Origin of the sequence: Paenarthrobacter sp. UW852, from assembly GCF_024608385.1 — a bacterium.
GTDB lineage: Bacteria > Actinomycetota > Actinomycetes > Actinomycetales > Micrococcaceae > Arthrobacter.
In genome coordinates this window covers 83,083-104,459 of sequence record NZ_JAMSGY010000004.1, presented here as the reverse complement: position 1 = coordinate 104,459, position 21,377 = coordinate 83,083, and the positions used below count along the sequence as shown (strand labels likewise).

Sequence of the window (21,377 nt, the reverse complement as noted above, 5' to 3'; positions counted from 1 at the left end):
GATTCAACCGCCGGCCCGCTTCCCGACTCTCGTTTCACGTCCCTTTGCTATAGGCTCTCCAAGTCATCGGGAACTTGGGGGAACCATGAATAAACGATCTAAATCTGCCATCGCGGCCTTGGCTATTGCGCCAATAATTGGACTCGGATTTGCGTGGGCTGTCCCTTCCTCACCCTCGCGGGCTGTGACCGCAGGGGCAGGCGAAAAAAGTCACCCGGAGTGCTACAACGCCACCAAGCTCAACGATCCAAATGACTTCTGCTACCAGACAATAGGTCCTTGGAACAGCACCAGGTCCTCAGACGAGGAAGTCCGTTCGCTCATGTCCCTTGAACGCATGGTTGAGTTCGGTTTGAAAGTCGAAGAGATCCAGCGGTACTACCCCGACTACACTCCGTCTTCCAAGTAGGACCGACGGCGCCGCGCTCCGCCGGGCACCAGCTCAACCTCCGGCTACGCCGCTTAGGCGGACCGGCGGGCAGCGCGTTGGCTTGAGCGTTCCGCTGCCTTGCGGCTGAGTGCGCCGTGACCGGCCATGAGCCGGGGAACCACAACGTATACCGCAGCGGGAACCACCAGAGCCGTCAGCATCAAGGCGCGAAGCACGGGGTGCAAGGGTTCCATGATGGGGCCCAGCAGCAGCATGCCGATGGAAACCAGCGGGAAAATTGCCAGCCAGGTGATCAGGGCCCGCATGTGGACCGAGGGGGCTTTCGGGGGCACTGGCGTTGCTGGCTGGACGCGGGTAGGCGTGGCCTGTTCTGTAGTGGCTTCGATGGTCATGAGGTTTCTCCAACCAGATAGTTGCAATTGACTGGGATCACCATAACCCCGGCCATCAGGAAATTACAACCACTTAGTTGGAAAATGCTAAGATGACTGCATGGCCTGGGACACGGAGCGAACCAAGGGGCTGCTGCTCAGTGCAGCAACCACAGAATTTTGCACGCGCGGACTGGCTGGCGCCCGCATCGACCGGATCGCTGCCGAAGCCGGCGTCAACAAGGAACGGATTTACCAGTATTTCGGCAACAAGAACGCATTGTTCGACGCCGTGATTGTCACCGCCCTGACCAACCTCATGGACGAAGTCCCCATCGAGGGCTCCGGCCCTGAAGCCATGGCTGATTACGCCGGGAGGCTTTTCGATCACCACCGGGTGGATGCCACTGCCCCGCGACTGCTGTTCTGGGAGGGATTGGAACGCGGAACCGACGTTGTGGGCCTACCCAAACGGATGGCCAACTGCGCATCCAAGGTCAACAGCACCATTGCAGCGCTCCCCGGCATCTCGCGGGAGGACGCGGGTGATCTCCTCATCACCATCGTCAGCCTGTGCGATTCCGCTCCCGTGCTGCCGGCTCTCGACGGGCTGATGGCCGGCGATAACCCGGGCCGCACCGAAAGGCGACGCGCCGCCGTCGTACGTACCGTCCACTTGATGGCCGCCGCGCTGGCCGCCGAAGCGGCGGCATCCGAAGCGGCAACAGCCTGACTCCAGCGACCTTGTGACAGGTTTGACACGAAAAGTGACTCGCTTGTGAAGTAGCCCCTAGCCAAGAGGGGGTGCCATCAATCATGCTTGCCTCATGTACTCAACGTCGAGCCCATACCGCATCATTACGGTCTGCACAGGGAACATCTGCCGCTCACCCATGGCAGCCCTCATGCTCACCGAAGCCTTCGCAGCGGAAGGGCTCAGCGACGTCGTTGTGGTGGACTCCGCCGGCACCACCGGGTACGAGGTTGGACACCCCATAGACCCCCGGGCCGCGCGTGTCCTGACCGCCAAGCACATACCCTCGGAGAACCACGTTGCCCGCCAGTGGCGCAGTGAATGGTTCACTGAGCGGGACCTGATCCTCGCCTTGGATGTTGACCACTTCGGGTGGCTACAGGAGGGCGCTCCGGACGCCGGCGCACTGGAAAGAGTCCGGATGCTGCGCAGTTTCGACCCCGCCACGGCGGGTCGCAGCTCCCTCGATCTGGGCATCGAAGACCCCTGGTATGGGGGCCACACGGACTTCGACACCACGTGGACCCTCATCAAGGACGCCATTCCCGGGATCGTCCAACACGTCAAAACAGCCATCGGCCCCCAGGTCGAGGCCAAATCCGGCGATCACCAGCAGGTAACCTCTATGTCATGACCCCTGCACCCGTGATCATTGCTGTTGACGGCAGGTCCGGTGCAGGAAAGACCACTTTGGCCGTCGAATTGGCGGCCCGGTTGCGCCAGCACCACAAAGTTTCACTGTTCCACCTGGAAGACATCTATCCGGGCTGGAACGGCCTCATGCCCGGCATCGAACGGTACGTTGCCACGGTCCTCCCGCCCCTGAATGCCGGCCTCGCTGCCGAATGGACAAGTTGGGATTGGGAACGCCATTACGACGGCGGCCTGAAAGTTACCCTGCCCGCCGAGATCGTGATCGTGGAAGGCGTGGGCGCCGCTGCGGAAGCCGCCCGGCCGATGCTGGACGCCGTAGTGTGGGTCGAGTCCCCCGGGGACGACCGCCGCCGTCGAGCCCTGACGCGTGACGGAAGTACCTACGAACCGTACTGGGACACTTGGGCGGCGCAGGAAGACGCCTGGCTGGAATCGGACCCGGTGGCCAGCGCCGCGGACGTCCGCGTCCTCAACCGTGCCGATGGGAGCGCCCCCGACGACGTCCTGCAGGCCCTCATGTACCTGCCGTCCATGGCGGCAATCCTCGCCCCGGAGCTCAGTGCCCGCAGGGGACTTCAGCTCCGGTCCGAGCGCGTGGACACCACGCCTGACGCAGCCCGGCTTTTTGAGGCGCTCTACGGCCAGTCCGCCAACGCTGTCTGGCTGGACTCCTCCAACGCGTCGGCCGTTGCCGGGACGTCCCAGGCCGCGGCACGCAGCCGCTTCAGCATTTTGGCTGACGACGGCGGCACTTACGGCCAGCTGGCGATGCACCGATCCGGCGTCACGCAAGTTACTGCCGGCTGCGCCACCGTGGCCACATCCGGGACGTTTTTCCGGTGGCTCGACTCCGTGTGGGGCCGCCGGGCAGTCCGGGCACCCCACGGTTACGACGGCCAGTTCACGCTCGGCTGGCTCGGATACCTTGGGTATGAGCTCAAACGCGAAACCGGCGGGAGCGACGTCCAGTCCGAAACCCCCGACGCAGCGCTGCTCTTCGCCGGCCGCGCCATCGTCCTTGATCACCGCGAACAAACCGCATGGCTGCTGGCCCTGGATGCGCCCGACGCCGACGCCTGGTTCCGCACGGCACGCACCGCCGTCGTGGCCGCCGCCGTCCCGGCTGCCACCGCCGTCGACGCTCCTTCGGGGACGGTCCCTGAATTCGTCAGCCGCGACTCCGCTACAGACTACAAGCGGAAAATCGCGGCCTCCCAACACGAAATTTCTGAAGGCAACTCGTACGAGGTCTGCCTCACGACCACCCTTGAAGCACCCGCCGGCAGCCTGGATCCTTGGGTTGCGTACCTCAACCTTCGACGCCGTAACCCGGCACCGTTTGCCAGTTACCTCCGGTTCGGCGAACTGGTGGTCGCGAGTACGTCACCCGAACGGTTCCTCCGGATCCTGTCCGACGGCGGTATGCGCGCCGAGCCGATCAAGGGCACGCGTGGGCGCAGTTCCGATCCGGCTGAGGACGCAGCCTTGCGGCACGACCTGGTGACCTCGCTGAAGGACCGCGCGGAGAACATCATGATCGTGGACCTGCTACGCAACGACCTTAGCCATTTCGCGATCCCGGGTTCGGTCACTGTGAGCCGGCTGTGCGCGATCGAAAGCTACGCCACGGTCCACCAAATGGTGAGCACAGTGGATGCGCACCTCAATCCGGGGGCTCCCCGGGCCGAAGCGGTTGCTGCCGCATTCCCTGCGGGCTCCATGACGGGTGCGCCCAAAATCAGCACCATGGACATTCTCGACCAGCTTGAGTCGGGGCCCCGGGGGATCTACTCGGGAGCTATCGGCTACTTCTCACTCAACGCTGCCACGGACCTCGCCGTGGTCATACGAACCCTGGTGGTAAACCCTTCCGGAGCGAACGGGCGGACCCTGAGCCTGGGCGTGGGCGGGGCCATCACGGCGGATTCAGTGGCCGATGACGAGTACGAGGAAATCCGGACCAAGGCGTACGGCGTGCTGTCCACGCTTGGCGCAGGCTTCCCGGGCTGAGGAACTACTGGAGCGTCGCCGTCAATCTGGCCACGTTATCCACATACTTGGCCAGCGGGGGCCTATCGACCCAGTCTTCCAACATAAGCTCACGGGACACCTCGCGATACGTGGACTCCACGGCGCGCATGAGGTTCACGGTTTCGGCGCCCAACAACATCACCGAAACCTCCATGTTCAGGGAGAAGGAGCGCATGTCCATGTTGCTGGAACCAAGAACTGCCACTTCATCGTCAATGGTGAAGTGCTTGGCGTGGAGGACGTACGGTGCCCGGTACAGGTAAATGCGCACGCCGGCATCCAGGAGGGCCTCGTAGTAGGAGCGTTGGGCGTGGTGGACCAGGAACTGGTCGCCTTTCTCGGAGACGAACAGCTCCACGTCCACGCCGCGCTGCGCCGCAGTGGTGATGGCGTAGAGCAACGAGTCATCCGGAACGAAGTACGGGCTGCAGATGGAGATTCTGTGCTGCGCGGAGTAGATCAGGGTGTTGAACAGGCGGAGGTTGTTCTCGGTTGCAAAACCCGGACCACTCGGAACCACCTGAGCCGTGACGTTGCCCGGAGACGGCTGGGAAGGCAGCCGGAGCTGGTCCTCCAGGGATTCGTCCGTCTCGCTGAGCCAGTCCGTCGCGAACACGACGTTGAGGGTCGCCACGATCGGGCCTTCAAGTCGGGACATGAGTTCAACCCACTTGCGGCCCACCTTGCGGTGCTTGGGGTTGTTGTATGAAGGCTCAATCAGGTTCTGCGAGCCTGTGAAGGCAACGATTCCGTCAATCACCAGGATCTTGCGGTGGTTCCGGAGATCAGGGCGCCGCCACTGGCCATGGATGGGAAGCAAAGGAAGCATCCGCCGCCACTGGATCTTTCCAGCCTTGAGCCTGCGGATCAGCCGCCGGTAGCCCTTCACCCTGAGCGTCCCGATGTGGTCGAAAAGCAGCCTGACTTCAACCCCACGTTCAGCCGCTTTTTCCAACTCCGTCAGCAGCTCGTCCGTGACGGAGTCGCTGCTCATGATGTAGAACTCTGCGTTGACGTACCTGGTGGCACCCCTGACTGCCTCGGCCATGGCCTTGATGGACTCTTCGTAGCCAGGAATGAGCTCTACTTTGTTGCCGTCAACCATGGGCAGGGATCCCAGCCGATGGTTGAGTTCTCCTGCCGATTTCACCCATTCGGCGCCCGAGTAATCGCTCACGGGGTCGGACAGATCGGAGGTTACGGCGCGGACCCTGCGGTTGACTTCTTCCTGCTGCTCACGCCTGCGCTTTGACAGCTTGAAGTTTCCGAAAAGAAGGAACAGGACGAAGCCGACCGATGGGATGAGGAACACAGCCAGGAGCCACGCCATGGCCGTGGTGGGACGACGGTTGCCGGGAATGATGCCAAGCAGCACGATGCGCATGGCAATTTCCACAATGGCCCAAACACCCAGTAACCAGGTCCACTCCTGGCCCAAAGGAAAAGGAAAGAGCACCGACCAACCCCCACGTTCCGTGAACAACAGTGACCACAGCCTATCCGGCAAAGTCATATCCAATGGCCCGGCACTAAGCTGGGACCATGACTTCACCTGCCCCCACGGTCCTGGTTTTCCTGGATCCCGCGTTCGAAAACGGCCGACTTGCCGATTCCAGCCAACCTCAGCTCATGGCAACGGATCTGGGCGCCACACGTGGCGATGGAGTGTTCGAATCGCTGCTGGCGGTCCAGGGACACCCGCGTAAGGTCCAGGCGCACCTGAACCGTTTGGGCGGTTCCGCGGATGCGCTCGATCTCACACTTCCGGAGCAGGACGCCTGGCGCAGGGCCATAGATACCGCCATAACCGAGTTCCGCCGCGTCCACCCGGCCCCGACGCCGGAGGAGGACGAGGTAGTCGTCAAGCTGATCGTGACCCGCGGCGTCGAAGGCGCGGCCAGTCCCACCTGCTGGGTACAGGCCTCGCCGTCCCCCGCGGGCGGCCGCCGGCAGCGCGAGACGGGCATCGACGTCGTCCTTTTGGACCGCGGCTTCGACACCGAAGCCGGAGAGCGTGCACCCTGGCTGCTGCTGGGCGCCAAGACGCTCTCCTATGCGGTCAACATGGCGGCCCTTCGCTACGCGCACAAGCAGGGCGCGGACGACGCCATCTTCACCTCCACAGACGGCCGCGTCCTGGAAGGCCCGACGTCCACCGTGCTGCTGGCTCACCTTGAGGAAATCGACGACGGCGAGGGTTCGGTCAGGACTGTACGCCGGCTCATCACACCCCAACACGACAGCGGCATTCTGCCCGGAACCTCCCAAGGCGCCCTCTTTGCTGCAGCGAAGGCAGCAGGTTGGGAGCTTGGCTACGGGCCGCTCGTCCCACAGGACCTGTTCGACGCCGACGCTGTCTGGCTTATCTCGAGCATCCGTTTGATCGCTCCCGTGAACCACATCAACGGCAAGGAAATCGGCACGCCCGCTGTACGGAAGCAGCTCACAGCCGAGTTGAACGAGCTGTTCGCCGGAATCGAGTAGGCCGGCCCCGCGGAGCCCACGGCTAGGGGGCTCCGCTTGGAACCTAACAGGTCACAAGCAGAGTAATCGCTCGCGTGACTTATAGATAAGAAATGCTTGGCCTCAGCCACAACGTTCCTGCAGGTCCAATCGCAATTCTTATCCTCCTTGAAATGCTCATCCGTCATGTGATGAATCTTGTTCTCGTGTTAGTTGGATCACGTCCGGCTGGCACAACCCGAAACTTTGCTGGCTAACTTCCCGGAGGGAATATGGGACTCAGCTCCCCCACAGAGGCCGAAGCATCGGCAACCAAGGCGCAGCCCCAGACTGACGCCCCGTCAACAGGTCTTCGCCGGTCCATGGAGGCCCGGCACCTGGTGATGATCGCCATGGGCGGCGTCATCGGCTCTGGCCTGTTCGTCAGTTCCGGTTACACAATCGCCACCGCGGGCCCACTCGGCGCGGTCCTGGCGTTCCTTATCGGCGCTGTCGTCGTTTATCTGGTGATGGCCTGCCTCGGGGAACTCGCCGTAGCGTTCCCCGTTTCCGGCGCTTTCCACATCTACGCGGCCCGGACCATCGGCCCTGCAACGGGCTTCGCCACCGCTTGGCTTTACTGGCTTTGCTGGGCAGTTGCCTTGGGCTCCGAATTCACCGCGGCCGGCCTCCTGATGCAACGTTGGTTCCCCGGTGTCGACGTATGGATCTGGTGCTTCGTCTTCGCAACAGTCCTTTTCACACTGAATGCCATCTCATCGCGTGTCTTCGGCGAATCTGAGTTTTGGTTCGCGCTGATCAAGGTCGCCGCCGTCGTCGGCCTCATCATCCTGGGCGGTGCCGCGCTGGCTGGCTTCCACCCGCTCGCCACCGGCGACTATCCCTCATTTGGCTCGAACTTCACCACTCCGGATGGTCTTTTCCCCAACGGCTTCACAGGGGTCTTCGTCACCTGCTTGGCCGTGTTCTACGCCTTCTCCGGCTCCGAACTGATCGGCGTCGCAGCAGGGGAAACGGCCAACCCCGGTGCCACCATCCCCAAGGCCATGCGTACCACGGTCATCCGGCTCATGATCTTCTTTGTCGGCGCAATCGTGGTCATCGCGGCCACCATCCCGTACGAGCAGGTCAGCGTGGATGAGAGCCCGTTCGTCACCGTCTTCTCCATGCTCGGGATCCCCTTCGCCGCGGACATCATGAACTTCGTGATCATCACGGCGCTGCTCTCGGCCGGTAACTGCGGGCTCTTCTCTTGTGCCCGCATGCTGTTCTCGCTGGCAGACGAAGGCCACGCACCCAAGGCCTTCAAGAAGCTGACCAAACGCGGCATCCCCATGATCGCCCTGTGTGTCAGCATGCTTGGCGGCCTGGCTTCGCTGATCAGCAGCGTTGTGGCGCCTTCCACTGTCTACCTCGTGTTGGTGTCCGTGGCCGGCTTCGCGACGGTGGGTGTCTGGATGTCGATCGTCGCTTCACACTTCATCTACCGCCGGACCTTCGTGAAGAACGGAGGGGACCTCTCAACGCTCCCCTACAAGGCCCCGCTGTTCCCCTTGGTCCCGATCCTGGCCTTCGCCTTATGCCTGGTGTCGCTGATCGGCATAGCCTTTGATCCCAACCAGGTCGCCGCGCTGTTGTTCGGTGTTCCGTTTGTTGGAGCCTGCTACGCGTTCTTCTACTTCAAGTACGGACGACGGCGGTCGCTCAAGAAGGTTGCCGGCGCTTAGGCCCGGAGCTTCCCGACCTCGCGTGACGAAGGACCAGCCCCTGGACAACCTGAACGGTTTCCCAGGGGCTGGTCCCGTCTGACGCTCACTCACATCCCACCCCCATCACCCCAACGCTCACTCACACCCCACCCCCATCACCCCGACCCTCACTCACATCCCACCCCCATCACCCCAACGCTCACTCACACCCCACCCCCATCACCCCAACGCTCACTCACATCCCACCCCCATCAACCCAACCCTCACTCACAACCCACCGCCTTCACCCGAACGCTCACTCACTTCGTGGGCCCGCGTGCGTTGCGTTAGGCTCCAACCATGCCCGAACAGGAAACAAAACCACGTCTTTCCGGCTATCTGGATAAGCAGCAGCCCGACCTCTACGCCACGCTGAGCCACTATTCCCAACAGCTCGTCAATGAAGCTGATCGGCTGGGCGTTCCGCGCCGGACCCTGGAGCTCATTAACTACCTTTCCTCACAGATCAACGGCTGCGCATTCTGCCTCGATCTTCACCATCGCCGGGCGCTGAAGTACGGCGAAACAGAACAGCGGCTTTCTTTGGTGGCCGTTTACCAGGAAGTCCAGTTGTTCGAAGCAGCTGAAGTGGTAGCCATGGAGATCGCAGAACAGATCACGCGTATGAGCAGCTCGAGGCCCAGTCCTGAACTCTTCGAACAGGCGCGCCAGCACTATAGCGACGAACAGATCAGCGTCCTCTGCATGGCAGCAATCGGGATCAACGCCTTCAATCGACTGTCGATTCTGAGCGAGCACCCCGTCCGCGCGGCCAAGAAGTAGACACCCGGAACATGAGAGAGCGTCCAGCCCAAACGGGCTGAACATGAGAGAGCGTCACCCCCCAAACGGGCGGAACGTGAGAGAGCGTCACCCCCAAACAGCCGGAACGTGAGAGAGCGTCACCCCCAAACGGGCGGAACGTGAGAGAGCGTCACCCCCAAACGGCCGGAACGTGAGCGAGCGCCCAGCCCAAACACCCGGAACGTGAGAGAGCGTCCGGCCCAAACGGGCGGAACGTGAGAGAGCGTCTACTCGCGGGGGTTGCGGGCGTCGGGAACGTCGGCGGCGAGGCGGATGCCGTGCTCAGCCAGCCACACCGGATTGAAAGCCTTGCTCAGGTAGTTGGTGCCGGCGTCGGGGGCTATGGCTACCACCACCGAACCGTGCGGCGCAGCGCGGGCCACCCGGAGGGCTGCAGCCACCGCAAGCCCGGACGACGGCCCCAGGGCGAGCCCCTCTTCGTCCAGGAGCCGGTGCACGGTGGTGTAGACCTCGTCGTTGGGTATCCGGAGGAAACGGTCCACGATCCCACGGTTGAATGCCTTGGGCCACTCGGGTTCGGGCCACGAGTTGCCCACGCCATCCACCAGGATTTCGCCGGGGTGGCCGCCACTGTACGCGGATCCGTAGGGGTCTGCACCCACGACTTCCAGGTGGCCGCCCGGGCGTGAAGCTGCCACCTGCTCCTTCAGGAACCGCCCGTTGCCGCTGATGGTCCCTCCGGTCCCGATGCTTGCCACGAAATGTGTGATCAGGCCACCCGTCTGTTCCCAGATTTCAGGACCCGTGTTCTCATAATGCGCGGCGGGATTGGCTGGGTTGTCGAACTGCATCGGCCGCCAGGCGCCGGGCGTCTCTGCGGTGATGCGGGCTGCCACGGCACGGGCATTCTCCGGCGATTCGGAGGGGGCGTTCCAGTCGGTGAGGATCACACGCGCGCCGTAGTTGTGCAGTGCGGCGAGCTTCTCCTGCGAGATGGTGTCACCGGTGATGACAATAACAGGGTGGCCGGTGAGGTGCCCGATCAGGGCCAGCCCGATCCCGGTGTTTCCCGAGGTGCTCTCCACGATCGTGGCGCCCGGTTTTAACTCCCCGGAGCGTTCGGCGGCACGGACCATGCTCAACGCCGTGCGGTCCTTAATGGAGCCGCCGGGATTCTCGGATTCGAGTTTGATGTGGACGGCGCTGCCCAACCCACGGCTCAGGGCCTCTAGTTTCACCAGCGGGGTGTTTCCCACCTTCTCCAGGACTGAAGCATCCAGCACGTCCGGTGTTGGACCGGCTGAATGCGCGCCGTGTTTGCGGATATCGGTGTTCACCATGGTTCCCCTCCTTCGGGCCCGATGACGTGGTGCACGAGATCGCGCAGTTCCGTCCGCGCCCGCTCCACCAGGTCCGGCGCGGACGGACGGTCCGCCAGCACATCGGCCAAGCGACCGACGACGGCGCCCGTCCCCTTACCGAGCGGCTGCGCAGCCCCTGCCTCGAGCAGCAGGTAGGACGCTGTGAGGGCCTCAATCGTCAACAGCTTCTCCAAGGCCACCACCGACTTTTCGAGTTGTTGCAACGCGAGCGGGGCCAGTGTGGAGTGGTCTTCGACGTCGGCGGACAGGGTTGGTGCTCCAAGGGTCGCCGGCGCGGCGAGGAATTTGAGTTCAGCGAGGAGCCCCGCTGCGGAGTACCAGAGCAGTCCCGGCAATTCTTCCTGCGCAAGGCCCGACCCGTTGGCGGCCGCGGCCAGGTGTTTGGCCCGGATGGCTCGCTGCGGCGGGTACAACTTGGCGATGCGCCGCTCGCTGGAGATGCCCACATGGGCCAAAGCGAGCCGCAACACTTCAAAGGACAGCGCCAACTGGGTGGGCTGGAAATTCCCGCCAGACACCACCTGCCCGGACCCGACATCCACCAACGGGTTATCACCGCGACCGTTGAGTTCCACCTCCAGCGCCTCACCCAGATCCGACACCAAGGACCGGAATGCCCCGTGTGTCTGCGGTGCGGCCCGGAAGGAGAGGGCGTCCTGAACCGAAACCTCAGCCCGGACATCCTCCAGCCAGCCGCCGCTCAAAAGTCGACGAACAGCAGCGGCCGAGTCCCGCTGCCCGTTCACTGCCTTGGCTGCCTGGATCGCCGGCGAAAACGGGCTGAGGTTCCCGCCGCCGTCGTACCTTGCGATGGTTTCAAGGGACAAGGAAAGCGCGACGTCGGCAAGTTCGGCCAGGTGCCGCAGTCGCCTAAGGACCAGGGCACCGACGCCCACGGAGTAGGAGTTCGCGCTCACCAGTGACAGGGCCTCACCGGCTGCGAGAGTGAGGGGCTGCAGCCCGGCATCGGCGAGCGCTTTGGCCCCCGGGACCAAAGTGCCGTGGGCATCGAACGCTTCACCTTCGCCGAGGGCCACAGCCGCGACGGCGGCGAGTTGGGTGAGGTCCGATGAGCCCACTGAGCCTTCGGAAGGGATGGCGGGGTGGACGCCGTGGTTCAGAAGTTCGGCATAGAAACGGGCAGTCTCGGGACGCACTCCTGAGCCACCGCGGCTGAATCCCACAAGGCGGGCAAGAATGACGGCCCGGGCGGCGGCGCGGTCCAGATATTGGCCCACGCCGCTGTTGTGATACCGGACAACCTGAACCTGATAGCTGAGGATCGACTTGTCCTCCACAACGGTGTCACGACCGGATCCCAGCAGGGTATTGAGCCCGTAGACCCGCTGGCCGGACGCCGCGGCCTGCTCCAGGATCTCCCGGGATCGGCCGATCAAAGTCAACGCATCATGGTTGAGTTTCACGTGAAACGAGTCGTCGCTGGCTGCCAGGGCCAAGCGTTCAGCGCGTATCGGGGCCGTTCCTATCACCAGGGTCCCTGCATCATCGGACGTCATCAGAAGTCCAGGAGGTTCTGCCGGAATCCGCCGTTGCCGTAACTCTTCCTCAACAGCCCCCGCCGGCGCAGCTCAGGGGTGAGTTTGTCCAGCACTCCGTGCACCGTCACGGGATCAACGAAGCCGGAGAAAAGGAACCCGTCGCCGCCCACCGCGGAGCCGGTTTCTTCGAGGTAGTCGGCGATTTCGCCCACCGTACCGATGATCGAGTCCCCTGCCCCACCGCTGCGGGCTTGCAGGATCTGGCGAAGCGTGGAACCTGGCGGCGCTGCTTTGGCGAAGTGCTCCAAGGTTCCTTGGTTGCTGTTGGTAGTCAGCTCGGGCAACGGGGCATCGAGGTCGAACTGCTTGAAGTCGATCACGGAGAGGTAGGAGATGGAGTTGAGCTGGCTGTCGATGTCGCGTTGGGTGAGCTCACGCCGCTGGGCACGCAGTTCCTCGGCTTCGGCAGCGGAACCGACCACCGTGGGCTTGAGGACAAACAAGACCTTCACGTCATCAGGGTTCCTGCCGGCCTTCGCAGCCTCGGCGCGGATCGAGTCCCGGTACGCTTTCATCCCGTCCACACCACGTGCCAGGGCGATCGCCACATCGGCATGTCCGCCGGCAAACGCCTTGCCGCGTGGTGAAGCCCCCGCCTGAACCAACACGGGCTCCTCCGGCAGGGGCGCCGTGTTCAGGGGGCCCCGGACCTTGAAGAAGTCGCCTTCATGGTTGATCGGGTGAACTTTGGTGTGGTCGGCGAATACCCCGGCGGAAACGTCCTCCATCACGGCGCCTGGTTCCCAACTCCGCCAAAGCCGCCTCACGACGTCGACGAATTCCTCCGCCTTCTCGTACCGCAGGTCATGTTCAATCTGCTGGTCCAGTCCGTAGTTTTGCGCCGCGAGGTCGCTGCCGGACGTCACCACGTTCCAGCCAAGCTGACCCTCTGAGAAGTGCTGCAAGGTGGCCAGCAGCCGGGCGGCGGTGAAGGGCGGATAGAAGGAAGCGCTGACCGTGGGCACAATCCCCAGGTGCTCGGTGGCGGAGAGCAGGTAGGGAACCAACGCGAGGGGGTCGTGCTTGGGTGCGAAGGATGCATGCGCCAGGGACACCTCGGCCGTACCGCCGTAGGTATCAGGAACGGTAAGCGAGTCCTCGATGATGAACAGGTCGAGCCCGGACCGCTCGAAGGCGCGCACGGCCTCTTGGTACAGGGCCGGCTTCTTCCAGTCATAGCCCAGCCCGTAGCCGGGCGTCCCCCAACCCTGAACTCCGAATCCGTGGCCCACGAACCATCCAAAATGCAGCATGGGCTTGAGTGTAGGACTGCTCTGTTCGTTCACCGCGACCTGGTTTCTTGCGAAGTTACAGGGGGACGTACTGCGTCAATTATGCTCCCGGGACGTCATAAATGGGCCCTGCCACAGCACCCTCCGGTTACGCAACATGACGGCGGGCAAACCTCCGCCACATGCAGCCCAGGCGCCCTGAATGCTACGTTTTTCTTGAGTAATGAGTACCAGCGCGAAGCCCTGACTTGCTGGTCGGCAACCCTCTCTCCGGCGGGGTGCCTCAGGTGACTACTCGGCGTATCGGACAAATTCGAACTGCAAGCGTGACTGAGGAGCACCAGCAATGCCTGAACCCACTGAAGAAAAACTTTCTTACCGCCTGATCACAGGCCCGGACACCCGCGATTTCTGCGAGCGGATCAGCTCCGCACTCGCCGAGGGCTATGTGCTCCATGGCAGCCCGGCAGCCACCTTTAACGGCACGGACGTCATCGTCGCCCAGGCAATCGTGCTTCCCGCAGCGATCGCCCACGCAGACGCCGCCGTGGCCGACGCCGTGGACCAGCTTGAAAATGACGACGACGAAGCATTCGAGGGCCACGCATGAGCTACGCAGGCGACCTGACCCCGCAGGACGCGTGGGCCAAACTTGAGGCGGGTGCCATCCTGGTGGATGTCCGTACCGAGGGCGAATGGGCCCACATCGGTATCCCGGACACCAAAGCTACGGACAACGATCCCCTGTTCATCCAGTGGAACCTTGCCGGCGGCATCCCCAACTCCCGCTTCATCGAGGACCTACGGCAGCAAGCGCCCGAAGACGACGGCGTGGAGCTCGTCTTCCTGTGCCGCTCCGGCCAGCGTTCAATCGCAGCAGCCATCGCCGCAACCCAGGCAGGCTTCACCGCGTACAACGTCCTTGAGGGCTTTGAAGGCGAGCCTGACCGTTATGGCGAGCGCACTGTAAATGGCTGGAAAAACCGTGGCCTTCCGACGAACCTGGGGACCGACTAAGTGACTTTCAATCCTGACGCCGCTGGCTGGAATCCTGATACCCAGGCCGTCCGTGGCGGTCTTGACCGCACCAACTTCCAGGAAACGTCCGAGGCCGTCTTCCTGAACTCTGGCTTCGTCTACGAATCGGCTGCCGCTGCCGAACGTGCCTTCACCGGTGAGGACGAGCGATTCGTCTACTCCCGTTACGGCAACCCCTCCGTGGCCACCTTCCAGGAACGGCTCCGCCTGCTGGAAGGCACCGAGGCTTGCTTTGCGACGGCGTCCGGCATGTCTGCGGTATTCACCGCCTTGGGTGCCCTGCTGGCTGCCGGTGACCGCGTAGTCGCCGCCCGCTCCCTGTTCGGGTCCTGCTTCGTGATCCTCAACGAAATTCTTCCGCGCTGGGGCGTGGAGACAGTATTCGTTGATGGACCCGACCTGGACCAGTGGCGTGAAGCCCTGTCCAAGCCCACCACGGCCGTGTTTTTCGAATCTCCGTCCAACCCCATGCAGGAGATCGTCGACATCGCCGCCGTCAGCGAGCTGGCGCATGCCGCCGGCGCGACCGTCGTCGTCGACAATGTCTTTGCCACTCCACTGCTGCAGCGCTGTGGTGAGCTGGGCGCCGACGTGATCGTGTATTCCGGCACCAAGCACATCGACGGCCAGGGCCGCGTTCTTGGCGGCGCCATCCTGGGCACCAAGGAGTTCATCGACGGCCCGGTCAAGCAGCTCATGCGGCACACCGGACCTTCGCTGTCCGCGTTCAACGCCTGGGTGCTGACCAAGGGTTTGGAGACCATGGGGCTGCGCGTGAATCACAGCTCTGCGTCCGCTTTGAAGATCGCGGAATGGCTCGAGCAGCAGCCCGCCATCAGCTGGGTCAAGTACCCGCTGTTGAAGTCGCACCCGCAATACGAGCTCGCGGCAAAGCAGATGAAGGCCGGCGGTACGGTCCTGACATTCGAGCTTTCGCCGTCGGCTGGACGTTCCGCGAAGGAGGCCGCCTTCGCTTTGCTGGACGGCCTCGGAGTCATCGACATCTCCAACAACCTTGGCGACTCCAAGTCCCTCATCACCCACCCGGCCACGACGACCCACCGGGCCATGGGTCCGGAGGGCCGCGCAGCAATTGGGCTAAGCGATGGCGTGGTTCGCCTGTCCGTGGGCCTGGAGGACGTCGACGACCTCATCCTGGATCTGGAGAAGGCCCTCAAACAGGTCTGAACCTGCGTGGCTTAGTCCTGGAAGTACTCGATTTTCGCGCCGATGGTGTTCAGTCGCTCTGCCAGGTCCTCGTATCCACGCTCGATCACGTAGATGTTGCGCAGCTCGGACGTTCCCCGGGCCGCCAGCATCGCCAGGAGCAGGCAGGCTGCCGGACGCAGGGCCGGCGGGCAGCCGATTTCCGCGGCACGCCACTTGGTGGGTCCGTTGACGTAGATCCGGTGTGGATCCAGCAGCTGCACCTGGGCACCGAGCTTGTTGAGCTCAGTCAGGTAGATCGCGCGGTTCTCGTAGACCCAGTCGTGGATCATGGTCTGGCCCTCGGCGTTGCCTGCGATCACGGCGAAGAACGGCAGGTTGTCGATGTTCAGGCCGGGGAAGGGCATCGGGTGGATCTTGTCCTGGGGAGCCCGGAGTTCGGAGGGCTTGGTGGTCACATCCACCAGGCGGGTGCGGCCGTTGCGGGCCATGTACTCGCCGGAGACCTCCAGGTTTTGGCCCATCTGCTCCAGGGTGGCGAGCTCGATCTCCATGAACTCGATGGGCACCCGGCGGATGGTGACCTCCGAGTTGGTGACGATGCCCGCGGTGATGAGGCTCATGGCCTCGATGGGGTCCTCTGAAGGGAAGTATTCAATATCGACGTCAATGGCGGACCGGCCCGTGATCTTGAGGGTAGTGGTTCCTACGCCGTCGATCTCCACGCCAAGCCCCTGCAGGTAGAAGCAGAGGTCCTGGACCATGTAGTTGGGGCTGGCGTTGCGGATGACCGTCGTACCTTCGCGGTGGGCGGCGGCCATGATGGCGTTCTCGGTAACGGTGTCGCCGCGTTCGGTCAGGACGAAGGACCGGTTATCGCCGTCGGCGGGTGGTGCGGTCACCGAGTAGAACCCGGAGCGGGCCTCCACAGCGAGTCCAAACTGACGCAAGGCCTGCATGTGCGGCTCAACAGTGCGGGTTCCGAGGTCGCAACCCCCGGCGTAGGGCAGCAGGTACTCGCTGGTCTCGTCCAGGAGCGGACCCAAAAGCATGATGACGCTGCGGGTACGGCGGGCGGCGTCGACGTCCATCGATTCGAGGTCCAGGACCTCGGGCCTGCGGATCCGGAGATCACTGCCGTTGAGCCACGTGCACTCGACACCGATGGAGGTCAGGACCTCTACGATCCTGTTGACTTCCTCGATGCGGGCCAAGCGGCGCAGCGTGGTGGTGCCACGATTGATGAGGCTTGCACAAAGAAGCGCCACGCCGGCGTTCTTGCTGCTGTTGACGTCCACCTCGCCGGAGAGCGTCCGGCCACCTTCTACCCGCAGGTGGGTCATCTGGGGCTTGCCGACTTTGACGATCGATCGCCCAAAAATCGCTTCAAGGCGTTCGATCATTCTGAGGCTCAGGTTCTGTTTGCCCTGTTCCATGCGGGCGATTGCGCTTTGGCTGGTTCCCAGCTCGGTAGCCAACTGCCCCTGCGTCCAGCCCTTTTCGCTCCGAGCGTTGCGGAGCAGGAGGCCTATATGTTCTGGCGTAGCTTGCGTCATAACCAAGAAATATCACAAATGAGCTAGAAGTGGCCAGCAGAACTCCGCTCGAGCGGTTAATGTCACACCGTACCCGTACCGTGAGATATGAAGCTCGACGTCGGTAGTCGCCTATGCGGGTGAGGCGCCTCCCTTTCCACAGGGGAAGTTGTCCCCGTTGTGCTCAACAGCCCGATGGCGAAACATTGCACCAAAGTTCAAGGGGGAAACATGGCTTTCTACGGCGCCGACGTCGACCAGCTCAAAGCACTCTCAAAGTCTTTGGCGCACGGCGCCTCCATGCTGACGGCGCGGGCACGCGAGCTGGACTCTCAGGTGCTTCCACGGAAGCCTCCGTCGGTGGCGGGTCCGGTGGAAGCGGAACCATTCAGTGGGCCGCCACGAACACCGACCCCGGCCGCCCCAGCGCAGGAAATCCTCGAGGAATACCAGGTCAGCGATGCGGAGACAACCAACTGGCCGGGCGATTGGGACCCTTTGAAGTTCGTGGTGGACCAGAGGGTTGTCACCGAGAAGGAGGCCGAAATGCTGAATGGTCTTGGACCTTTCGAACTGAACGCTTTCAAGGGCATCCACGATGACGCCTTCAATGTCGCTGATGAACGCTTCCCCAGCGCAGACCAAAACGACGACCAGAACGACGCCTTCCGCCATGCGTACTGGAACGCCCTGATGGTGAAGGAATTCGGCGCAGAGTGGGCTGAGGACTACGCCACGGCACACGAGCAACTCCCCGGTAACCCTGCCCCGCGCGAGGCCATGGATCTGTACAACAATGAAGTAGGCCGGGAATCGCGGACCACCTCGTGAACCCACCACATCTTGACCCGGCCCGACCCCAAGGGCGAACGTCCGCTGCCCTGCTGGGCCTGGCCGCCCTCGTCCTGGCCTGCATACTGGCCGCCTGCTCCCTGGGAGGATCTGTCATGCCCGAATCCAACGACAAACTCAACAGCCAAGTACTCGAAGCCGCAACGAAGGGCACCGCTTTGAAGCTTGCCGATGCCACTGATTTCGAATGGGACCAGGCCGGCTTCGTGATGGAGGGGACCTTGGCCAAAGACATCGAAGCGGCTTTCGGCGAACCCATCACCAAGGAAAACCGCTATACGGCATCGCCGGCATTGTTCGTCTTCATGAAGGACGGCAAAGTTGCCAAGGCGGTCCGGATCGTTCCCGACGCGTTCATCGGATCCGAAGCCAAAAAGAAGTACGGCCGTGATGTGGTCCTTACGCCGCCGGACGGGCAGAAGGGTTTCCTGAGCTGGAGGGAGTCCTAAGCCCGCCAGTATCCCAAGGCGTCAATGCGGTGCTTGTCCACACCGAGCTCCTTGCGCAGATGCTTGACGATGGCCCTCGTGCTGGACGCTTCACAGGCTACCCAGAAGAAGTCCTCAGAGGCCGAGACCACGTCAGCATCAAGGGCGCGGCAGACCTCCTCCACCAAGGCAGCCCCGTCACGTTTGCGCGGAATCCAGGTGACGACGTCGGAACCGGACGTGCGCACCTGCAGTGAGGTGTCGGCGTCGTGCTGGTATTCCAACCAGGCCGTCACCGGCGCCGCTCCGGGGGCACATCGGTCCCGTTCGTCCAGCAGTGAGTTGATGGCGGGGACGGACGCGGGGTCCCCCACCACCCAGATGCGGCGCGGGGTGGGTTGTGGGAAGGTGAATGAGCTGCCCTGGACGGTGGCCTCGATGGTTTCGCCGGCTTGTACCGACCATGCCCAATCCGCCGCCACGCCGTCGTGCATCGCGAAGTCCATACTGAACGTGCATGCCGCCGGGTCCGCGTTCACCACGGTGTAGGCGCGCTGGTGCGCTTTTCCGGAGTCGTCGAACCACAATCGGATCCACATGGTGGGGTGCACGCCACTGCGCTCCAGGAGTCCGCCGTCCCGTACATGGATTCGGAGGAAATCCGGGGTGATCTCCTCGCGCCCCGTCACCTTCAGGGTGAAGTCCTTGGCGCCCATCACCTTGAGGACCACGCCTTCCCAATTGCGCTTCAAGGAACTCTCCTTCACGAATGGCCACGATTTGGTGCACGGAGCCAAAGCCACTTATCTTGAACTTAAGTAAGCCTAACCTAAGCATGAAAGTGATCGAGAAGATGACGCCTGCCCCGACGCAGCAATCCGGTCCGGCAGGCGGCCCGGGAACGTACCGGGACACATGGGGAATCCCGCATCTCTGGGCCGGATCTGCCAATGAACTAGCCTTCCTGCAGGGCCACAATGCCGCGATTGACCGGTCCTGGCAGATCGAATTGGAGCGCTGGCGATCCGAGGGGCGCACAGCGGAAGTACTTGGCGCAGACGCGGTGGCCTGGGACCGGTTCGCCCGGCAGGCACGGCTGGATGACACCGCCCGCCGTTGCTTCGAGAACCTCGACGCCGACACCCACCGTTGGTGTGGTCAGTATGTGGACGGCGTCAACCGCGCACTGGCCGACGGCCTCCGGGACAGCCAGGAATTCACCGAGTCGGGTAGCAGTCCAGAGCCGTGGAATCCCTGGACCCCCCTTGGCGTCTTCCTGGTTCACCACATCCTCTTTTCCACGTTCCCGAACAAGCTGTTCCGCGCCCACGTCGCAAGGACCCTCGGCGAGGATGCCGTCAGCCTGTTCAGTATCGAAGCTCCGGTTTGGTCCGGCAGCAACGCCTGGGCGGCCCATGGTTCGGTATCCGTGAGCGGTTTTCCACTGGTTGCCGGTGACCCGCACCGCCTCATGGAACTGCCCGGCGTGTACCAGCAGGTGCGGCTCGCCTGCCCGGAATTCGACGCCGTCGGGTTCGCGTTTCCAGGAGTTCCCGGCCTTCCGCACTTCGCCCAGACAGAGCACACCGCGTGGGCCGTCACCAACGCCATGGGCGACTACCAGGACCTCTTCGAGGAAGAGCTGCGCCGGGTCACCGACTACTCCGGCGAGCGCATCGAGGCACGGGGCGCGGAAGGCTGGGAAACCGTCGTCGTGAATCTGGAAACCATTCACGTCCGCAACGGTGAGTCCGTGTCCGTGGACGCTATTGAGACGGCCCGCGGACCTGTCATCTCCGAAACGTCCGACGGCGGCGCCCTGAGTTTGCGGTTCCCCGCGCGGGTTGAGGGGCGGCTGGGTTTTGAGGCCCTCCTGCCGCTGCTGCGGAGCCGGAGCGTCTCCGCGGTGGAAGCGGCCTTGGATGCATGGGTGGAGCCCGTCAACAGTGTGATTGCCGCTGACACGTCCGGAAACGTGACGCAGTTTGTCGCCGGGCTCGTCCCCCAGCGGAATCCCGCCAACCGTCGCCTGCCCGCACCCGGGTACTCAGCCCGCCATGCGTGGGACGGGCAATACGTGATCCTTCCCCGGTCTGCGGTTGAAACGTTCGCCGTCAGCGCGAATGACCGCGCAGCAGGCGGTGGGGACGCCGTCGCAATGGAGTTTGCACCCGCATACCGCGCCGCGCGGATCCGCGAGCTGCTTGAAGCGGTTGAAGGCCCTCTCGCTCCCGACCACATGCAGGCCATCCACATGGATACTCTGCTGGGTCCATGGCCGTTGTACCGCTCGATCCTGGCCGCCTTGGATCCCGCTGACCTGTCCCGGGAGGCCAAGGAAGTGCGCTCACGACTGCTTCGCTGGGATGGCCGGATGGACGCCGGCAGCAAGCCGGCTGCCCTCTTTTCCGGGTGGAGGGGTGCCTTGGTCCAACGCTTGGCCAAGCACCCATCCCTTGCTGCATTGAACGACCCCGCAGGCTATTCACCGTTATTCGGGCCGTGGTTGTCCGTTCCCTCCCGGGTCGGTTTCGCCCTTGAGACGCTGCTGCTCCGAGGTTCGGAGCTCGGCATCGATGCTGGAGTGGAAGCGGCTGCAAGTCTTGAAGACGCGGCGCTGGAAGAGGCACTTCTGGACGGAGCTTCATGGGGTGACCGCCATCAGCTGCTGGCCGTTCATCTCCTCCCCGGTTCCCTTGCCGACGCCGCGCCAACTGCCGGTCTCAGCGGCGACACCGGATGCGTGCTGTGCACCGAGAGCCTCCCGGGCGTGGATGACCGGAGCTTCCGCGGCCCCGTGGCCCGCTACGTCTGGGACCTGTCCGAGCGCCGGAACAGCCGGTGGATTGTTCCCTTCGGCGCCGCCGGGACGCCGGGCCACCAGCATTTCGCCGACCAATTGCCCCTGTGGACCGCCGGGCAGCTTGCCCCGGTGGCCACGGATTGGTCGGTCCTCAGCAAAGACGAACCCTGACACTTCTGCACCCAGTCGCACCCGAATACCCAG

Annotated in this window: 20 protein-coding genes and 1 riboswitch; of the genes, 13 read left to right on the top strand and 7 right to left on the bottom strand. The window is 63.4% G+C overall.

Translation table 11 applies throughout. The features are described from left to right. The first annotated feature begins 85 nt into the window (after window positions 1–85). A complete protein-coding gene (locus NEK97_RS08625; RefSeq protein WP_257369393.1) occupies window positions 86–409 on the top strand; it encodes a hypothetical protein in 324 nt (107 codons plus the stop codon). A gap of 53 nt (window positions 410–462) precedes the next feature. Here NEK97_RS08625 and NEK97_RS08620 read toward each other — a convergent pair whose 3' ends face one another. Beyond that, window positions 463–783 (bottom strand): hypothetical protein, encoded by a 321-nt coding sequence (locus tag NEK97_RS08620; protein WP_257369391.1) that lies wholly within the window; start codon window positions 781–783, stop codon window positions 463–465. A 100-nt stretch (window positions 784–883) separates the two neighbouring features. Here NEK97_RS08620 and NEK97_RS08615 point away from each other — a divergent pair, with 100 nt between their 5' ends. The 3 genes from NEK97_RS08615 (at window position 884) to pabB (ending at window position 4,180) form a co-directional block, all read left to right on the top strand. Continuing rightward, a complete protein-coding gene (locus NEK97_RS08615; protein WP_257369390.1) occupies window positions 884–1,495 on the top strand; it encodes a TetR/AcrR family transcriptional regulator in 612 nt (203 codons plus the stop codon). A 94-nt stretch (window positions 1,496–1,589) separates the two neighbouring features. Then, window positions 1,590–2,150: a low molecular weight protein-tyrosine-phosphatase gene (locus NEK97_RS08610; RefSeq protein WP_235517831.1), complete on the top strand. Its 561-nt coding sequence runs from the start codon at window positions 1,590–1,592 to the stop codon at window positions 2,148–2,150. Further along, window positions 2,147–4,180, top strand: a complete 2,034-nt coding sequence (pabB, locus tag NEK97_RS08605) for an aminodeoxychorismate synthase component I (RefSeq protein WP_257369388.1) — start codon at window positions 2,147–2,149, stop codon at window positions 4,178–4,180. Before NEK97_RS08610 ends, pabB begins: the two co-directional genes overlap by 4 nt. Before the next feature lie 4 nt (window positions 4,181–4,184). On the opposite strand, the gene cls is transcribed toward pabB, so the two are convergent. Further along, window positions 4,185–5,657, bottom strand: a complete 1,473-nt coding sequence (cls, locus tag NEK97_RS08600) for a cardiolipin synthase (protein WP_257369719.1) — start codon at window positions 5,655–5,657, stop codon at window positions 4,185–4,187. 86 nt (window positions 5,658–5,743) lie between these two features. Between cls and NEK97_RS08595 the strand changes: the two genes are divergently transcribed. The 3 genes from NEK97_RS08595 to NEK97_RS08585 all read left to right on the top strand — a co-directional run bounded on the left by NEK97_RS08595 (window position 5,744) and on the right by NEK97_RS08585 (window position 9,195). Further along, the gene (locus tag NEK97_RS08595; RefSeq protein WP_257369386.1) at window positions 5,744–6,685 is read left to right on the top strand and encodes an aminodeoxychorismate lyase; all 942 of its coding nucleotides are present in this window, start codon (window positions 5,744–5,746) and stop codon (window positions 6,683–6,685) included. Between the two features lie 251 nt (window positions 6,686–6,936). Continuing rightward, window positions 6,937–8,391, top strand: a complete 1,455-nt coding sequence (locus tag NEK97_RS08590) for an amino acid permease (RefSeq protein ID WP_235517835.1) — start codon at window positions 6,937–6,939, stop codon at window positions 8,389–8,391. A 321-nt stretch (window positions 8,392–8,712) separates the two neighbouring features. Further along, complete coding sequence (locus NEK97_RS08585; RefSeq protein WP_257369384.1) at window positions 8,713–9,195, top strand: carboxymuconolactone decarboxylase family protein; 483 nt, start codon at window positions 8,713–8,715, stop codon at window positions 9,193–9,195. 248 nt (window positions 9,196–9,443) lie between these two features. On the opposite strand, the gene NEK97_RS08580 is transcribed toward NEK97_RS08585, so the two are convergent. The 3 genes from NEK97_RS08580 to NEK97_RS08570 are packed head-to-tail and all read right to left on the bottom strand — an operon-like array spanning window position 9,444 to window position 13,404. After that, on the bottom strand, window positions 9,444–10,517 hold the full coding sequence (locus tag NEK97_RS08580; protein ID WP_257369383.1) for a PLP-dependent cysteine synthase family protein: 1,074 nt from the start codon (window positions 10,515–10,517) through the stop codon (window positions 9,444–9,446). Next, complete coding sequence (locus tag NEK97_RS08575; RefSeq protein ID WP_257369382.1) at window positions 10,511–12,076, bottom strand: aromatic amino acid ammonia-lyase; 1,566 nt, start codon at window positions 12,074–12,076, stop codon at window positions 10,511–10,513. The genes NEK97_RS08580 and NEK97_RS08575 overlap by 7 nt, the downstream gene beginning before the upstream one ends. After that, complete coding sequence (locus NEK97_RS08570) at window positions 12,076–13,404, bottom strand: NtaA/DmoA family FMN-dependent monooxygenase (RefSeq protein ID WP_308292459.1); 1,329 nt, start codon at window positions 13,402–13,404, stop codon at window positions 12,076–12,078. The genes NEK97_RS08575 and NEK97_RS08570 overlap by 1 nt, the downstream gene beginning before the upstream one ends. A gap of 165 nt (window positions 13,405–13,569) precedes the next feature. Then, window positions 13,570–13,683: riboswitch (SAM riboswitch) on the top strand. Between the two features lie 13 nt (window positions 13,684–13,696). On the opposite strand from NEK97_RS08570, the gene NEK97_RS08565 reads away from it, so the two are divergent. Genes NEK97_RS08565 through NEK97_RS08555 form a run of 3 tightly spaced genes read left to right on the top strand, consistent with a single transcriptional unit; the run spans window position 13,697 to window position 15,576 of the window. Then, complete coding sequence (locus NEK97_RS08565; protein WP_211713632.1) at window positions 13,697–13,960, top strand: DUF1737 domain-containing protein; 264 nt, start codon at window positions 13,697–13,699, stop codon at window positions 13,958–13,960. After that, entirely contained in the window at window positions 13,957–14,367 is a 411-nt protein-coding gene (locus NEK97_RS08560; protein WP_257369377.1) for a rhodanese-like domain-containing protein, read from the top strand. The genes NEK97_RS08565 and NEK97_RS08560 overlap by 4 nt, the downstream gene beginning before the upstream one ends. Beyond that, window positions 14,368–15,576 (top strand): O-succinylhomoserine sulfhydrylase, encoded by a 1,209-nt coding sequence (locus tag NEK97_RS08555; RefSeq protein ID WP_257369375.1) that lies wholly within the window; start codon window positions 14,368–14,370, stop codon window positions 15,574–15,576. A gap of 11 nt (window positions 15,577–15,587) precedes the next feature. On the opposite strand, the gene NEK97_RS08550 is transcribed toward NEK97_RS08555, so the two are convergent. Beyond that, window positions 15,588–17,111 carry a UDP-N-acetylglucosamine 1-carboxyvinyltransferase gene (locus tag NEK97_RS08550; protein ID WP_257369373.1) on the bottom strand — a complete coding sequence of 508 codons (1,524 nt, stop codon included), beginning with the start codon at window positions 17,109–17,111 and terminating at the stop codon, window positions 15,588–15,590. Between the two features lie 210 nt (window positions 17,112–17,321). Here NEK97_RS08550 and NEK97_RS08545 point away from each other — a divergent pair, with 210 nt between their 5' ends. Next, window positions 17,322–17,921, top strand: a complete 600-nt coding sequence (locus tag NEK97_RS08545; protein ID WP_257369372.1) for a hypothetical protein — start codon at window positions 17,322–17,324, stop codon at window positions 17,919–17,921. Next, window positions 17,918–18,391 carry a hypothetical protein gene (locus NEK97_RS08540; RefSeq protein WP_257369371.1) on the top strand — a complete coding sequence of 158 codons (474 nt, stop codon included), beginning with the start codon at window positions 17,918–17,920 and terminating at the stop codon, window positions 18,389–18,391. The genes NEK97_RS08545 and NEK97_RS08540 overlap by 4 nt, the downstream gene beginning before the upstream one ends. On the opposite strand, the gene NEK97_RS08535 is transcribed toward NEK97_RS08540, so the two are convergent. Next, window positions 18,388–19,122, bottom strand: a complete 735-nt coding sequence (locus tag NEK97_RS08535; RefSeq protein ID WP_257369370.1) for a siderophore-interacting protein — start codon at window positions 19,120–19,122, stop codon at window positions 18,388–18,390. The genes NEK97_RS08540 and NEK97_RS08535 overlap by 4 nt on opposite strands. Before the next feature lie 83 nt (window positions 19,123–19,205). Between NEK97_RS08535 and NEK97_RS08530 the strand changes: the two genes are divergently transcribed. Then, a complete protein-coding gene (locus NEK97_RS08530) occupies window positions 19,206–21,344 on the top strand; it encodes a penicillin acylase family protein (protein WP_257369369.1) in 2,139 nt (712 codons plus the stop codon). Window positions 21,345–21,377: the final 33 nt, after the last annotated feature.

Excerpts from the sequence above, each read along its gene's own strand:
- NEK97_RS08550 (WP_257369373.1), bottom strand. The coding sequence starts at position 17,111 with ATGACGCAAGCTACGCCAGAACATATAGGCCTCCTGCTCCGCAACGCT.
- NEK97_RS08590 (WP_235517835.1), top strand. The coding sequence starts at position 6,937 with ATGGGACTCAGCTCCCCCACAGAGGCCGAAGCATCGGCAACCAAGGCG.
- NEK97_RS08565 (WP_211713632.1), top strand. The coding sequence starts at position 13,697 with ATGCCTGAACCCACTGAAGAAAAACTTTCTTACCGCCTGATCACAGGC.
- NEK97_RS08620 (WP_257369391.1), bottom strand. The coding sequence starts at position 783 with ATGACCATCGAAGCCACTACAGAACAGGCCACGCCTACCCGCGTCCAG.
- NEK97_RS08610 (WP_235517831.1), top strand. The coding sequence starts at position 1,590 with ATGTACTCAACGTCGAGCCCATACCGCATCATTACGGTCTGCACAGGG.
- NEK97_RS08595 (WP_257369386.1), top strand. The coding sequence starts at position 5,744 with ATGACTTCACCTGCCCCCACGGTCCTGGTTTTCCTGGATCCCGCGTTC.
- NEK97_RS08560 (WP_257369377.1), top strand. The coding sequence starts at position 13,957 with ATGAGCTACGCAGGCGACCTGACCCCGCAGGACGCGTGGGCCAAACTT.
- NEK97_RS08625 (WP_257369393.1), top strand. The coding sequence starts at position 86 with ATGAATAAACGATCTAAATCTGCCATCGCGGCCTTGGCTATTGCGCCA.
- pabB (WP_257369388.1), top strand. The coding sequence starts at position 2,147 with ATGACCCCTGCACCCGTGATCATTGCTGTTGACGGCAGGTCCGGTGCA.
- NEK97_RS08575 (WP_257369382.1), bottom strand. The coding sequence starts at position 12,076 with ATGACGTCCGATGATGCAGGGACCCTGGTGATAGGAACGGCCCCGATA.
- NEK97_RS08545 (WP_257369372.1), top strand. The coding sequence starts at position 17,322 with ATGGCTTTCTACGGCGCCGACGTCGACCAGCTCAAAGCACTCTCAAAG.
- NEK97_RS08580 (WP_257369383.1), bottom strand. The coding sequence starts at position 10,517 with ATGGTGAACACCGATATCCGCAAACACGGCGCGCATTCAGCCGGTCCA.
- NEK97_RS08530 (WP_257369369.1), top strand. The coding sequence starts at position 19,206 with ATGAAAGTGATCGAGAAGATGACGCCTGCCCCGACGCAGCAATCCGGT.
- NEK97_RS08615 (WP_257369390.1), top strand. The coding sequence starts at position 884 with ATGGCCTGGGACACGGAGCGAACCAAGGGGCTGCTGCTCAGTGCAGCA.
- NEK97_RS08585 (WP_257369384.1), top strand. The coding sequence starts at position 8,713 with ATGCCCGAACAGGAAACAAAACCACGTCTTTCCGGCTATCTGGATAAG.